At 72.3% G+C, this 13,625-nt stretch carries 13 protein-coding genes and 2 tRNA genes; 12 read left to right on the top strand and 3 right to left on the bottom strand.

Annotated features, from left to right (window positions below; all coding sequences use genetic code 11):
• Positions 1-176: 176 nt before the first annotated feature.
• The 6 genes from VGC13_RS07720 (at position 177) to VGC13_RS07695 (ending at position 3,393) form a co-directional block, all read left to right on the top strand.
• A tRNA-Thr gene (locus tag VGC13_RS07720) sits at positions 177-249 on the top strand.
• A 94-nt stretch (positions 250-343) separates the two neighbouring features.
• Positions 344-416 (top strand) — tRNA-Gly (locus VGC13_RS07715).
• A gap of 339 nt (positions 417-755) precedes the next feature.
• Positions 756-1,373, top strand: coding sequence for a trimeric intracellular cation channel family protein (locus VGC13_RS07710; protein WP_331124654.1), 618 nt, complete (start codon positions 756-758; stop codon positions 1,371-1,373).
• A 497-nt stretch (positions 1,374-1,870) separates the two neighbouring features.
• Positions 1,871-2,107, top strand: coding sequence for a DUF4160 domain-containing protein (locus tag VGC13_RS07705; RefSeq protein ID WP_331124653.1), 237 nt, complete (start codon positions 1,871-1,873; stop codon positions 2,105-2,107).
• Positions 2,097-2,591, top strand: a complete 495-nt coding sequence (locus tag VGC13_RS07700) for a DUF2442 domain-containing protein (RefSeq protein WP_331124652.1) — start codon at positions 2,097-2,099, stop codon at positions 2,589-2,591. The genes VGC13_RS07705 and VGC13_RS07700 overlap by 11 nt, the downstream gene beginning before the upstream one ends.
• Positions 2,592-2,703: 112 nt before the next feature.
• Positions 2,704-3,393 (top strand): hypothetical protein, encoded by a 690-nt coding sequence (locus tag VGC13_RS07695; RefSeq protein WP_331124651.1) that lies wholly within the window; start codon positions 2,704-2,706, stop codon positions 3,391-3,393.
• Here VGC13_RS07695 and VGC13_RS07690 read toward each other — a convergent pair.
• A complete protein-coding gene (locus VGC13_RS07690; RefSeq protein ID WP_331124650.1) occupies positions 3,372-5,321 on the bottom strand; it encodes an FtsX-like permease family protein in 1,950 nt (649 codons plus the stop codon). The two genes, VGC13_RS07695 and VGC13_RS07690, sit on opposite strands and share 22 nt — an antisense overlap.
• A 411-nt stretch (positions 5,322-5,732) precedes the next feature.
• The gene (locus VGC13_RS07685; RefSeq protein WP_331124649.1) at positions 5,733-7,580 is read right to left on the bottom strand and encodes an FtsX-like permease family protein; all 1,848 of its coding nucleotides are present in this window, start codon (positions 7,578-7,580) and stop codon (positions 5,733-5,735) included.
• Positions 7,581-7,737: 157 nt separating this feature from the next.
• Here VGC13_RS07685 and VGC13_RS07680 point away from each other — a divergent pair, with 157 nt between their 5' ends.
• The 5 genes from VGC13_RS07680 (at position 7,738) to VGC13_RS07660 (ending at position 12,446) form a co-directional block, all read left to right on the top strand.
• Positions 7,738-8,145: a cupin domain-containing protein gene (locus VGC13_RS07680; protein WP_331124648.1), complete on the top strand. Its 408-nt coding sequence runs from the start codon at positions 7,738-7,740 to the stop codon at positions 8,143-8,145.
• Positions 8,146-8,508: 363 nt separating this feature from the next.
• Positions 8,509-9,153: a TetR/AcrR family transcriptional regulator gene (locus VGC13_RS07675; protein ID WP_331124647.1), complete on the top strand. Its 645-nt coding sequence runs from the start codon at positions 8,509-8,511 to the stop codon at positions 9,151-9,153.
• A complete protein-coding gene (locus VGC13_RS07670; protein WP_331124646.1) occupies positions 9,150-10,124 on the top strand; it encodes an efflux RND transporter periplasmic adaptor subunit in 975 nt (324 codons plus the stop codon). Before VGC13_RS07675 ends, VGC13_RS07670 begins: the two co-directional genes overlap by 4 nt.
• Positions 10,121-10,891 (top strand): ABC transporter ATP-binding protein, encoded by a 771-nt coding sequence (locus VGC13_RS07665; protein WP_331124645.1) that lies wholly within the window; start codon positions 10,121-10,123, stop codon positions 10,889-10,891. Before VGC13_RS07670 ends, VGC13_RS07665 begins: the two co-directional genes overlap by 4 nt.
• Before the next feature lie 427 nt (positions 10,892-11,318).
• On the top strand, positions 11,319-12,446 hold the full coding sequence (locus VGC13_RS07660; protein ID WP_331124644.1) for an ABC transporter permease: 1,128 nt from the start codon (positions 11,319-11,321) through the stop codon (positions 12,444-12,446).
• A 91-nt stretch (positions 12,447-12,537) separates the two neighbouring features.
• On the opposite strand, the gene VGC13_RS07655 is transcribed toward VGC13_RS07660, so the two are convergent.
• On the bottom strand, positions 12,538-12,750 hold the full coding sequence (locus VGC13_RS07655; RefSeq protein ID WP_331124643.1) for a hypothetical protein: 213 nt from the start codon (positions 12,748-12,750) through the stop codon (positions 12,538-12,540).
• A gap of 596 nt (positions 12,751-13,346) precedes the next feature.
• On the opposite strand from VGC13_RS07655, the gene VGC13_RS07650 reads away from it, so the two are divergent.
• A partial coding sequence (locus tag VGC13_RS07650; protein ID WP_331124642.1) for a GTP-binding protein occupies positions 13,347-13,625 on the top strand: 279 nt, incomplete at its 3' end.

Raw genomic sequence — 13,625 nt, 5'->3', positions numbered from 1 at the left:
CACAGACTTTCATCCACGAATGGCGGACGCGCTTGCGGGTGAGGCCCGGCTCTGGGAAGAGGCGCGGGAGCGCGCGGTTGCGGATGGGTGTGGGTGGACGTGATTGCGCGCGGAGTGAGCGCGCCGGGGCGGGGTGGTCAGATGGGTTGAATCCGATTAGCTTTGTCGGCTGTTCCGCCACCTTAGCTCAGCTGGTAGAGCACCGCACTTGTAATGCGAAGGTCGTCGGTTCGATTCCGACAGGTGGCTCTCGGTGGATGAAACCCCGGCCGGCGCGGATTGCGCGAATGCCGGGTTTTCTTTATCTTTACGACTCTGGCAGACGCGCTTCGTCTGCCGGTGTGCGGGAGTAGCTCAGTTGGTAGAGCGTCAGCCTTCCAAGCTGAATGTCGCCGGTTCGAGCCCGGTCTCCCGCTCCTTCGTAAAACGGTGCTCCTGCTGCGGGTTGCGGCAGGAGCACCGTCGTTTGTACGCTCCTGGCGTGTTCGGGCGGTCACAAAAGTGGTTACAAACCGCCCCCAGGCCCGCGGCAGGCCCTGCGGACCGCCCGGAGCAGGCAGGCCACGAGCCGGCCGATCCGCGCTCCTCCCAGCGCCGGATGATGCGGATATCGCCGATCGCCCTCCGCACTGCACGATCCTTCACCCCCTCATTCGGAGGTACACGGACGCGCATGCAGGCGTCGAGCGGTCCCCTGGCGTCCACGGACGGGACGCGATCCCCCGGTTCCGCGTCTCATCCTTTCCGGGTCCGGTATGCTTCTCTACGTGTTCGATCTCATGGGGGTGGCGGTCTTCGCCGTCAGCGGCGCGCTCGCCGCGAGCCGAAAGGGGCTGGACCTGTTCGGAGTGGTGGTGATCGCGGCGATCACCGCCATCGGTGGGGGCACGCTGCGAGACCTGCTCCTGGACCGCCATCCGATCTTCTGGATGGTCGATTCCACCTACCTCACCGTCACCTGTGCCGCCGCCCTGCTCACGGTCGTCTACGTCCGCTGGTGGCCCGCCCCCCATCGTGCCCTCCTCGTCGCGGACGCGCTGGGCCTTGCCCTTTTCGCCATCTCCGGCGCCCGGATCGCCGAGGCCGGCGGTCTGGGGCCCGTGATCGTCATCCTTCTGGGAACCATGACGGGGGTGGCGGGCGGAATCCTGCGCGACGTGCTGAGCGCCCAGGTCCCGCTGATCCTGCAGCGCGACATCTACGCGACCGCGGCGGTCGCGGGCATCTCGGTCTACCTGCTGCTGCAGTGGCTGGGGGTGCCGCGGCCCGTCCCGTCCGCCGCGGGGATGGTCGCGGTGGCGGTGCTCCGGCTGCTCGCCATTCAGCGTGGCCTTCACCTGCCCGTCGTCCGCCCTCCCCAGGAGTCTTCGTGACCTCGTCCAGCGGCACGGGGCTGAACCAGGGGCTGATCGACCGCTCGTGGGCCCGGAGGCCTGGAGCGGTTCAGGAGCATCCTCGGGGACGTCGACGAGGCGGCGGCCGAGCGCGTGATCGTCGGCCACGTGCCGGCGCGAGCGCTCCCGTGGCAATCCACCGCCTCGTGAGCACGCGCCGCTGATCAGAACGCGCCGCACCCGCATCCGCGGGGGCGGCGCGGTTCGTTTGTCCCACATCGGACCACCTCTGGCCACATCGGCGCGCGCACTCCCAGCCTGCGTTCGCGTCTGTTCACTCCGGCTACTTGCGTGCCGCGGGGCCGTTTCTGTAGAGTTGGCGCGCAGCCAATCTCCCCCACGCAAAATCCACGTCTCTGAACGCCGCGGCGGACGCTCCGTCGCGGCGCTTCACGTCGTTCCGCACAGGATCCATGCGGCGCTGCGGGGGGAGTTGGGGATGCCCCTTGTAAAACCCAAACGATTGGGTTATCGTAATGGCGACCGTGCACAGGGAGAACGGGTTCGAACTCCGCATCTGGCCCAACGACCACACTCCGCCGCACGTACACGCATGGAAGGCGGGCGGAATGGCCAAGATCGAGCTGGTCGACGGGTTCGGCATCGTAAAGGTGCGCGAGATGAAGGGAATGGACGTGGTGCGAGCGGTGCGCATCGTGATGGCCAACGAGGAAAAGCTCATGCAAGCGTGGGAGGAGATCCATGGCTATTGAAAAGCGGGTGCCGACCGACGCGGAGATCCTGGCCAAGATCCCGGCCGCCATCGCGGCGGCCGAGAAGGCCGACCGCAGCGAGCCGCGCGCGGCCGCCGCGTCCTACGACCGCGAAACCGGGCGCGTGCGCGTCGACCTCACCAACGGGTGCGCCTTCGAGTTCCCGGCCGCGCTGGCGCAGGGGCTCGCGGGTGCCACGGCGGACGAGCTGGGTCAGGTCGAGGTCTACCCCGGCGGCGAGGGGCTGCGCTGGGCCACCCTCGACGTGGACCTGAGCGTTCCCGGCCTGCTGGCCGGGGCGTTTGGCGGCGAGGCGTGGATGCGGCAGATGGGCCGTCGGATGGGGCAGAAGGGCGGCAGCGCCCGCACCGAGAGCAAGGCGGCCGCGGCGCGCGAGAACGGCAGGCGCGGCGGCCGGCCCCGCAAGGCGCAGCCGGCCAAGCCGCGCACGCGGGGCTGGCCGGCCCACCCGGAAGGGGGATGAGGGCCGGTGCCGCGCCCGCCCCGGCACTTGCGCGGGTGGGCGTCCGGCAGTCTCTTCCGGCGCCACAGGGGGCAGTCGGCCCCTCGATTTACCGCAACCGGTGATGGTTCCTGTGATTCTGAAGGATTTGCGCGTCCGCGGCCTGGTGGCCGCCGGCGCGCTGCTGCTGGCCGCCGCGTGCGGGGGCGATGAAGCGGGGGAGAAGGCCACGTCCGCGGCTCCCGCGCGTGGCGACAGCGCCGCCGCGCCCACCGCCGCCGCGGTGCCGGCGCCGAACGCGGCCCAGCCGCAGGCCGCGGCGCCCGCCACGCAGCCGGGTGCGGCGGTGATGATGGACAGCGCCATGACCCCCGCGCAGGCTGTGCAGTCCGCGCCTGAGCCGCAGGGGCCGGTGAACGTGCAGACGATCAACCAGTACCAGCTCACCATGCCCCGGCTGCGCCAGCTGGTGCAGGGGGGAAAGAACCTCGCCGCGCTGCAGGCAAGGCGTCCGGAGCTGCGGGACAGCATGCGCATTGCTACCATGGACCCCAACGCGCTGTACGAGCGGCTGAACGCCATTCCCGCCGCGCGCGAGGCGGTGAACCAGGCCGGCATTTCGCCGCGGGAGTACGCGCTGGCCACGGCGGCGCTTCTCCAGGCGGCGATGGTGCACGAGATGCGGCGCGCCGGCCACCAGCCGCCGGCCGCGGTCAACGAGGGGAACGTGCGTTTCGTCTCGGAGAACTGGGAAGAGATCCAGTCGATGATGCGCGCCGCCGGCCCCCGGCCCCAGCAGCCTCAGGCTCCGCGCCAGCCCTGACCTCCGGCCGGTGCACCGGAACGCCCCGCCGCGGAAGCTTCCGCGGCGGGGCGTTTCTGTCGATGGCGACCTCGCCGGCCGCCGCTACTCCGCGCGCAGGGCCTCGTTGGGATGCCCGCGGGCGGCGCGGAGGGCGGGGCGGTACGCGGCGGCCAGGGTAACGGCGGCCAGGACACCGGCGACGGCCAGGTATGTCGCCGGATCGAACGGATCCACGCCGTAGAGCAGGACTGGAGCTGCCGCGCCACCGCCGCCGCGCCCATGCTCCCGACGATGGCGCCCAGCAGCGTGATCCGCAGCGCCTCGCCCAGCACCTGCCGCAGCACCTGCCGCTCCGTCGCCCCCAGCGCCATCCGCACGCCGATCTCCCGCGTCTGCCGGGCCACGCTGAACGCCATCACCGTGTACATTCCGCTCGCCGCAACCACCGTGGCGCCCGCGGCGAGGAGGGCGAGGAGCACGGCGAACCAGCGCAGCGGCGCGCGGTGGCGGTCCAGGACGGCCTGCATCGGCTCGCCGGGGCCGACGCGGGCGCCCGGCGCGGCGGCGGCGAGGGCGCGGCGGACGAGGGGCTCACGCGGACGCGGGTCGCCCGTTGTGCGGACGGCGACGGCCAGGGTGCGCGGGGGATGCCGCAGCGCGGAGACGTAGAGGGCGGGCGCCGGCGCCACGCCGGTGGCCGGGCCGGGCGCCCGCGCGTCGTCCACCACGCCGACGATGGTGTACGGATCGCTCCACCAGCCGCGGAGCACGACGTGGTGCCCCAGCGGGTCCTGCGGAAAGTAGCTGGCGGCGAAGACGCGATTGATCAGCACCGCCCGTCCGTCGTCGGGGCGTAGCTCGCGGCCGGAGAGCACGCGCACGCCCATCGCCCGGAACCAGCCGGGGCTGACGGCGTGATGGCGGGCGGGCCCGGTGGTCTGCGGCAGCCACCCGTAGGCGGTGAAGCAGGTGTCGCACAGGGTGCGGATGCCGTCCTCCGGCCCCAGGCCCAGCCACGCGCCGGGCGTGGCGGCGCTGGCGGACGTTACCCCCGGAACCGCGCGAACGGAGGATAGCATCGCCTGCTGCATGGCGGCGCGGGCGGGCGCGCCGGCGGCGGGAAGGCGCACCTGGAAGGCGAGCGTGTCGCGCGGGTCGAAGCCGGGCGACACGCCGTTCGCGCCGGGCAGGGAGCCGCGCAGCAGGAGCACGGCGCCGGTCAGCAGCGTGGCCGAGACGGCGAACTGCAGCACCGCCAGCGCCTTGCGCAGCAGCGTCTCGCCCGGGCCGGCGGTGGCGCGCGCGCCGACCGTCAGCGCGGCGTGCAGGTTTCTGCGCGCCGCTCGCGCGGCCGGGACCGCCGCCACCAGCAGCGCCATCGCGGTGAGCGCGGCCGCGACGACCGCCGTCCATCCGGCGGAGGAAAGGTGCGGCGCGAGCGCTCCGGCGTCCGCCGGCCAGCTCCGCCGCACCGCGGCGCCCGCCACCATCCCCAGCAGCAGCCCCGCGCCGCCGCCGGCCGCGCCCACCCACGCGCCCTCCGCCAGGGCGCCGCCGGCCAGGCGCGCCGGCGTGGCGCCCACCACCGCGCGCACGGCCGTCTCGTGCCGCCGGGCGGAGTCGCGCACCAGGAGCAGCGTCGCCAGGTTCACCGCCGCACCCGCGACCACCAGCAGCGCCATGGCGACCAGCGTCCACACCAGCGCGTCGACGGCGTCCGCGTGGATGGTGTCGGGAAGGCGCAGCCTGGGCGTCCACCCGCCGGGCCGGTCGAAGGCGGGCGGCGCGGGCGCGGGCCGCGGATGCGAGAAGCGTCCGTCCGCCAGCGCCAGCACGGGCCCGCCCAGCGCCGCCCCCAGCGCCAGTGTGGCGGCGAGCGGCGCGGTGAACCCGCGCGTCCGGCGCAGCGGGCGGATGATGGAGCGGAGCGCGTGCGGCAGGGGCATCGGCGCGGGGGAGCGGGCGGAGGCGGACGGGGATCGGAGGTTGGATGCCGCCGGTGGGCGGATTGATGGTGTGGCGGCGGTGCATCCGCGCATCGTATCGCCACGCTTCTGCAGATAAGCGTGTGTTAAGAATCAGCTCGACGCTTGACTTCCTGAGGGAGGCGCCGCGCCTGACTCGCTGCCACGAAAGCATTTGGCGCCGACCGAAGGATCTCGCCGGCAGTACGAATGGGCTGGCCCGCAGTCTGGGATCTGGCCCCATCTTGTCCGAGAGTAGATCCTTCGGTTGCGCGCATCCTCTTGTTTGGCTTCTGGTTGCGCGTGGTGCGCTGCCCTCGGGAAGTCACACGCTTGGGTCAGGAAATCAAAAACGCAAACACACTGTGCCTGTGAGGCGGTGCGGATCCGCCGCTACTCCGCGCGCAGGGCCTCGTTCGGGTGCACGCGGGCGGCGCGGGCGGCGGGGCGGTAGGCGGCGGCCAGCGTGACGGCGGCGAGCACGGCGGCCACGCCCAGGTACGTCGCCGGATCGAACGGGTCCACGCCGTAAAACATCTCCTGCAGCAGCCGCGCGGCCGTCACCGCGCCGATGCTGCCGAGGAGCGCGCCGAGAAGCGTGATCCGCAGGCCCTCTCGCAGCACCTCGCGCACCACGTCCCGCTCCGTGGCGCCCAGCGCCATCCGCACGCCGATCTCCCGCGTCTGCCGGGCGACGCGGAACGACATCACCCCGTACAGCCCGCCCGCCGCGGCCACCGTCGCGCCCGCGGCGAGGACGACGAGGAGCACGGCGAACCAGCGCAGCGGCGCACGGTGGCGGTCCAGCACCGCCTGCATCGGCACGCCGGGGCCGACGCGCGCGCCGGGTGCCGCGGCGGCGAGGGCGCGGCGGATGGCGGGCTCGCGCGGACGCGGGTCGCCGTCCGTGCGCACGGCGACGGCGAGCGTGCGCGGCGGATGCTCCGCCGCCGACAGGTACACCATCGGAGGCGGGGCGCCGCCGGTGCCGGTGCCGGCGGCGCGCACGTCGTCCACCACGCCGACGACGGTGTACGGGTCGTCCCACCAGCCGCGGAAGACGACGCGCTGTCCGACGGGCTCGGCGCGGGGAAGGAGCGTGGCTGCGAAGGAGCGGTTGATCAGCACCGCGCGTGCGTCGTCCGGGCGCAGCTCGCGGCCGGAGCGCACGGGGACACCCATCCCCCGGAACCAGCCGGGGGCGACGGACTGAAAGCGGACGGTGCCCACCAGCTGCGGCGCGTACATGTTGCCCCAGACGCACCGGTCGCACAGGGTGCGCAGCCGGTCCTCCGGTCCCATCCCCACCCACGCGCCCGGCGCGGCGGCGCTGGCGGCCTCGACCTCCGCCAGCCGGACGGCGGCGGCCAGCATCGCCCGCTGCATGGCGGCGCGGGAGGGCGCGTCCGCGGCCGGAAGCTGCACGTGGAAGGCGAGCGTGTCACGCGGATCGAAGCCGGCGCCGCCGCCGTCCGCATCCGGCAGCGAGCCGTGCAGCAGCAGCACCGCGCCGGTCAGCAGCGTCGCCGAGCCGGCGAACTGCAGCACCGCCAGCGCCTTGCGCAGCAGCGTCTCGCCCGGCCCGGCCGTGGCGCGCCCGCCCACGGTGAGCGCGGAGTACAGGTTGCGCCGTGCCGCCGCCGCCGCGGGGACGAGCGCCGCCAGCAGCGCCAGAGACGCGAGCGCGGCGGCCGCCGCCACCGTCCATCCCCCGGGCTGGAGCCGCACGGCCAGCATCCCCGCGTCTGCCGGCCAGCTTCGCCGCGCCGCGGCGGTGGCCGCCACCCCCATCGCCAGTCCCACGGCCCCGCCGGCGATCCCCAGCAGCGCTCCTTCCGCCACCGCGCGCGCGGCGAGCGATGCGGGCGTGGCGCCCATCACCGCCCGCACCGCCGTCTCGTGCCGGCGTGCGGAGGCGCGGGCCAGCAGCAGCGTCGCCACGTTCACCGCCGCGCCCGCCAGTACCAGCAGCGCCATCGCCAGCCCGATCCACACCAGCGCGTCCAGGGCGTCGGCGCGGATGGCGTCGGGCGGGCGCAGCTCCGGCGTCCATCCGCCGTGCCGGTCGAACGCGGGCGGCGCGGACGCGGGGCGGGGATGCGAGAAGCGTCCGTCCGCCAGCGCCAGCACGGGGCCGCCCAGCGCCGCCCCCAGCGCCAGCGTGGCGACGAGCGCGGCGGCGAAGCCGGGCGGCTTGCGCAGCGAACGGACCGCGGAGGGGAGCGCCTGCAGCAGGGGCATCGAGCCGGCGGGACGGGGGAGGCGAGGAGGAACCGGAGGTTGGATGCCGCTGGGGCACGGATTGATGGTTTGACGCCGGCCGGGCCGCGCGTCACTTTGGCGGCGCCGCCATCCGGTGAGATTGGCGGGCGATCCCGGGACAGGCAAGGAGAGCGTGGTGCGCAGCTACCTGGACGGCGGGCTTACGGTGGAGGTGCTGGGTGGCGACGTGGCGGCGGGGCCGTTCCGGGCGGAGGACGCGCGGGGCGGGGTGGCGTGGCTGGCCCGGGGCGAGCCGTTCCAGTACCTGCACGCCATCTCGTTCAGCGGCCCCGGCGTGCGGCGCGGGTTTCACTCGCATCCGGGGCATCGCGAGCGGCTGTACGTGTTCTCCGGCCGGCTTCGCCTCATCGCCGGGCTCGGGGGTGAGACGGTGGATGTGATGCTCGACGCCGGCACCCTTGCCACCTTCGCGCCCGGCGTGGCGCACGGGCTGATCGCAGAATCCGCTTCCTTCGCCGTGTCGTTCGGCAACGGCACCGATCCCATCGCCGATACGGTGCCGGAGCCCGGCCTGGGGAACTGATCCCCCATCCGACGACACTGTCGTTCTGGAGGGAGGCGCCGCGCAGTGCTTTCGGTCCGTCCGGGAGCGTGGCGCCGACTGAAGCCTCTGCATGCTGGTCGGCAGGATCTCGCGGTCACGCGGGTTCCCGGCGATGCCCGGGAGAGGGTTCCACGCGAGGGGAGAGAGAGATTCTTCGGTCGCGCCAACAGGTTTCGCGGCTTTCCCGCGAACTTCTGAGGCGGGCGCTTCCTCCGAATGACAGGTGGTGCCGCGGGTTTGGTATGACCTGCTCTCGGAGACGAACACGAAAGTCTTGCGTGGGTTTAATCAACCGATTAATTAATAGGGCGGAGATGATGCACAACGAGCGTGGAAGCGCAAATGGCAGATGAGAAGGCGGGGCGGGACGCGGGAACGGCGGAGGCCATCCTGGACGCGGCGGAGCCGCTGTTCGGCAGTCAGGGGTTCGCCGCGACCACCATCAAGCAGATCGGCGCGGCGGCGGGGCTGAACCCGGCGCTCATCTACTACTACTTCGGGAGCAAGGAAGAGCTGTACCGCGCCCTGCTGAATCGCCTGTTCGGCATGCTGGCGGAGCGGGGGACGGAGCGGCTGGCGAACGTCACCTCGCCGCAGGAGGCCATCCGCGTCCTCCTGGCGCTGCAGTCCGAGACCATGCTGCGCAGCCCCAGCCTGCCGCGCATCCTGGCGCGTGAGATGGCGGACCACGGCGCCGCGCACGCGCAGGAGGGCATCGCGCACCTTTCCGCCACGCTCTTTTCGCGGCTGCACGCGCTCATCCAGCACGGCCAGGCGGCGGGCACCTTCCGGGCGGACCTGGACGCGCGCTTCGCCGCCATCAGCACGGTGTCGCTGATCCCGTACTTCCACATCGCAAAACCCGCCGTCGCCATCCTGATGGGTGAGGGGCAGGATCCCACGCCCGAGCTGAGCGCGGCGTACGCGCGCCACGCGGCGGAGTTCGTCCTGGCGGCACTGGCCCCTCCACAGGGAGCGGAATCATGACGATAAAGACGATACGATGGATGACGATGCTCCCGCTCCTCGTCCTGGCCGCGTGCCGGGACGGCGGGGGGCCCAAGGCGATGGGAACGCTGGAGATCGTGGAGGTGGACGTGGCGCCGATGCAGCCCGCGCGCATCGTCGAAGTCCGCGTCCACGAAGGCGACACGGTGCGCGCCGGGCAGGTGCTGGCCGTGCTGGAGCAGCCGCAGACGCAGGGGCAGGTGCCGCTGGGGCAGGCGCAGGTGTCGTCCGCCCGCGCCCGGTTGCGCGACCTGGAGGCGGGCCCGCGCGCCCCGGAGATCGAGCGCGCCGAGGCCGAGGTGCGCATGCGCCAGGCCGAGGCGGAGCGCTCCGCGCGCGAGACGGAGCGGCTGCGGGTGCTGGCGGAGGCGGGCGCCGTGAGCCGCCAGCAGCTGGACAACTCCCGCGCGGCCACCACCGCCGCCGTCGCCCAGCGCGACGCGGCGCGCGAGAACCTGCGGCTGCTGCGGCAGGGCACGCGCGCCGCGCAGGTCGAGGCGGCGCGCGCGGAGGTCGCGGGTGCCGAGGCCACGCTGCAGTCCGCGCGCGAGACCGCAGGCGAGCTGACGCTGGTGGCACCCGTGGACGGCGTGGTGATGCTGCGCGCCGCCGAAGCGGGCGAAACGGTGGCCGCCGGGCAGCCGGTACTGACGCTGGGCGACCCGCGGCGGCCGTGGACGCGCGTCTACGTGGGGCAGGGCGTGCTGCCGGCGCTGCGCGTGGGGCAGACGGTGACGGCGCGGCTGGACGCCTTTCCCGACCGCACCTTCCGCGGGCGCATCGCCTCGCTCAGCCCGCGGGCGGAGTTCACGCCCCGCGTCGCGCTGACGGAGGACGAGCGCGAGGACCTGCTCTTTGGCGTGCGCGTGGAGTTCGACGACGCGTCGGGGATGCTGAAGGCCGGGTTGCCGCTGACCGTCGACCTTCCCGCGCGGGAGCCGCGGCCGTGAGCGCCCCCGCCGCCGTCCCCGCCGCCGCCGAGCCCGCCGTGCGCACCGAGGCGCTGCGAAAGACGTTCGGCGACTACGCGGCGGTGGACGGGCTGGACCTGACCATCGCGCGCGGCGAGGTGTTCGGGCTGCTGGGCCCCAACGGCTCGGGAAAGACGACGACCATCCGCATGCTCTGCGGTCTGATGGCGCCCTCGTCCGGAACGGCGACGGTGGTGGGATACGACGTGGCGCGCGAGCCGGAGCAGGTGCGGCGCAGCATCGGCTACATGAGCCAGAAGTTCGGCCTGTACGACGACCTGAGCGTCTACGAGAACATCCGCTTCTACGCCTCCGTCTACGGCCTGGTGGGCGGCGAGCGCAACCGGCGGGTCGAGGAGCTGCTGGACGAGCTCGAGCTGCAGCCGCGCCGCAAGCAGCTGACGGGGACGCTGAGCGGCGGCTGGAAGCAGCGCGTGGCGCTGGCCTGCGCCACCGCGCACCACCCGCGCATGCTGTTCCTGGACGAGCCCACCGCCGGGGTGGATCCCGCCGCGCGCCGCCGCTTCTGGCAGATGATCCACCAGATGGCGCAGGCCGGCACCACCATCCTGGTCACCACGCACTACATGGACGAGGCGGAGCGGTGCGGGCGCATCGCCTTCCTTTCGCGCGGGCACCTGATCGCGCTGGGCACCGTGGACGAGATCACCGCGCAGTTCGATCAGCCCAGCATCGAGGACGTGTTCATCGAGCTGCAGCGCCGCGACGAGGGGGCGAGGGTATGAGTGCGTCAGTGCGGAAGTGCGTGAGTGCGGGAGTGGGCGTGATCCCACGCATCCAACTCGGGCGGATGAATCCGCGGCTGGAAAAGCGGGAAGCCCCGCAAACTGCGCGGGGCTGGACCATCGGACGTCGGAGTCTCAGTCCCGCCACTCCAGACTGTCATTCCGAGGGAGCGCCGCGCAAAACCGTCCCTCACTCCGCCGCCCGCGCGCGACCGAGGAATCTACCGTCGGCGTCCTCGTGGTCCGTCGCCGCGCCTCCACACGGGCGGCCACGGTCCGCGCAGGCGGACATTGCGTTGTCCCAGCCGCGAATTCATTCGCCCGGGCGGTGGAGGCACACCCACATCCTTCTGCGGCGGACGCGCGACGACCTGCTTCGTGATCCACCGCGCCCGGGATGCGCCGCCGCGCGCGATGGAGGCCGCCCATGAGCGCCATCGACCGCATCCGCCGCTGGCCGCTGTGGCCCATGCTGTGGAAGGAGTTCGTGCAGATGCGGCGCGACCGGTTCACGCTCGCGCTGATGGTGGGAATGCCGGCCATCCAGCTCATCGTCTTCGGTTTCGCCATCCGCACGGACGTCCGCAACCTGCCCACGGTGGTGCTGGACGAGTCGCGCACCTCCGAAAGCCGCGCGCTCGTCGCGGTGATGGAGAACACGGGCAACTTCCGCGTCACCGGCACCGTCGCCGGGCGCGCGGAGCTGGAGGACCGCATCCAGGGCGGCCAGGCGCGCGCGGCCATCGTCATCCCCCCGGACTTCGCCCGCGACCTCAAGCGCGGACGCGGCGCGCAGGCGCAGGTGATCGTGGACGCGGCCGATCCCATGGCGTCGTCCGCCGCGCTTTCCGGCGCGGCGCTGGCGGCGCAGGTGCGGGGGGCGGAGCTCTCCGGCGCCGCGGGGCGCGCGCCGCCGCTGGAGGTGCGCGTGCGGCCGTGGTACAACCCCGCGCTGCGCAGCGAGGCGTACATCGTCCCCGGCCTCATCGGCGTGCTGCTGTCGCTGACGATGATCCTGGTCACCAGCCTGGCCGTCACGCGCGAGCGTGAGCGGGGCACGCTGGAGCAGCTCATCGTCACCCCCATCGACAAGACCAGCATGATGCTGGGCAAGATCGTCCCGTTCGTCCTCGTGGGGTACGTGCAGATGACGATCGTCCTCATTTTGGGCAGCCTGCTCTTCCACGTCCCCATCCGCGGAAGCCTGGTCACGCTGTACGTGCTCACCCTGCTCTTCGTCTTCGCCAACCTGGGGCTGGGGCTGTTCGTCAGCACCGTGGCGCGCACACAGGCGCAGGCAATGCAGCTGAGCTTCATGCTGCTGCTGCCCAACATCCTGCTCAGCGGCTTCATGTTCCCCCGCGAGGCCATGCCGAAGGTGATGCAGGTGGCCAGCTCCGTCCTGCCGCTGACGTACTACCTGCGCATCCTGCGCGGCGTGCTGCTGAAGGGCGTGGGCCTGTCGCACCTGTGGATGGAAGGCCTCATGCTGGCCCTGCTCGCGACCCTGATCCTGGGGATGAGCGTCTTTCGCTTCTCCAAGACCATCGAGTAGTAGCCCCCGGACTGCGGGGATGGTGCGGGATAAAGAAAGGCGCGCGGCCCCGGACGGGACCGCGCGCCTCTGCGTCGTCAGCGGATACGGCTCAGCCGCAGACCGGGCAGTTCTGCGTGTCGCGGCCGAAGCGGCAGTTCTCGGTCTGGGGGATGATGCCGCAGGTGTACGGGCACGACGGCGTGCAGGTGTTGCCCATGACCGTGGGGGCGTGGCCCAGAATGGTGCCGCGGTCGGCGCTGCCGGCGGAGGTCTGGAAGGTGTCGACGCACAGGTCTTCCACCTTGAGGGTCAGCTTCTTCATGGTGCTCCGGAAAGGAAAATCGTTTGAAAGGTGCCGGATACGGATTGGGTCCGGCACGCCATAACGTGCGAGCGCGGCGAATGCTGACAACGAATGGCGGGGAGGGGGAGTCCTCGCGTGCGCGCGATGGTCATTGTGACGTGAGACTGGGATGGATCCGTGCGGGGACGCGGCGGAATCCTTCACCAGGAGCGCGGATGCGCCGCAACTCGTCCGCCTTCCGGCGCCGCCGCGCGCACGGAGTCCGGTCGAAACGCGGGTGGGGATTCTCCGGGGTGCGGGGAACCCGGGGTGTATCAATCCGCGGGAGAGCACACGCTCTGCCTGGGCGCCGGCGGGGGTTGACGCAGGCAACCCCCTTCGATAAGTTACGCGTCTTGCTTTCTGCCGGGGAAAGTGTATCCACCGCGTTCTGGCTGTACTCTGGACGCCTGGAAATCCACGGCGGGAAACGGAACTGGAGCGGGCACCGCGCACGGAACGTGGCGGAGGCTCGCGGTTCGGCGTTCGGGCCCTGCCCGGACCGCGGGAGGTCGGCCGGTCAAACGGTGGCTCCCAGTCTCGTCAACCATCCGGATTGGACCGACGAAAAGAAGATGGCCAAGGCTAAGTTCGAGCGCAACAAGCCGCACGTGAACGTGGGCACCATCGGCCACGTGGACCACGGCAAGACCACGCTGACCGCGGCGATCACGCGGATCCAGGCCGCCAAGGGGCTGGCCGACTTCATGTCATTCGACAACATCGACAAGGCCCCGGAAGAGCGGGCGCGCGGGATCACGATCTCGACGGCGCACGTGGAGTACCAGACCGACGCGCGCCACTACGCGCACGTGGACTGCCCGGGCCACGCCGACTACGTGAAGAACATGATC

The sequence above is a fragment of the Longimicrobium sp. genome (assembly GCF_036399255.1).
Classification (GTDB): domain Bacteria; phylum Gemmatimonadota; class Gemmatimonadetes; order Longimicrobiales; family Longimicrobiaceae; genus Longimicrobium.
This window is presented reverse-complemented; position numbering and strand designations above follow the sequence as displayed.

Coding starts and splice junctions, on each gene's coding strand:
- VGC13_RS07685 (WP_331124649.1), bottom strand. CDS start 7,580: ATGCCCCTGCTGCAGGCGCTCCCCTCCGCGGTCCGTTCGCTGCGCAAG.
- VGC13_RS07700 (WP_331124652.1), top strand. CDS start 2,097: ATGGCTATTGAAAAGCGGGTGCCGACCGACGCGGAGATCCTGGCCAAG.
- VGC13_RS07690 (WP_331124650.1), bottom strand. CDS start 5,321: ATGCCCCTGCCGCACGCGCTCCGCTCCATCATCCGCCCGCTGCGCCGG.
- VGC13_RS07660 (WP_331124644.1), top strand. CDS start 11,319: ATGAGCGCCATCGACCGCATCCGCCGCTGGCCGCTGTGGCCCATGCTG.
- VGC13_RS07670 (WP_331124646.1), top strand. CDS start 9,150: ATGACGATAAAGACGATACGATGGATGACGATGCTCCCGCTCCTCGTC.
- VGC13_RS07655 (WP_331124643.1), bottom strand. CDS start 12,750: ATGAAGAAGCTGACCCTCAAGGTGGAAGACCTGTGCGTCGACACCTTC.
- VGC13_RS07675 (WP_331124647.1), top strand. CDS start 8,509: ATGGCAGATGAGAAGGCGGGGCGGGACGCGGGAACGGCGGAGGCCATC.
- VGC13_RS07705 (WP_331124653.1), top strand. CDS start 1,871: ATGGCGACCGTGCACAGGGAGAACGGGTTCGAACTCCGCATCTGGCCC.
- VGC13_RS07710 (WP_331124654.1), top strand. CDS start 756: ATGCTTCTCTACGTGTTCGATCTCATGGGGGTGGCGGTCTTCGCCGTC.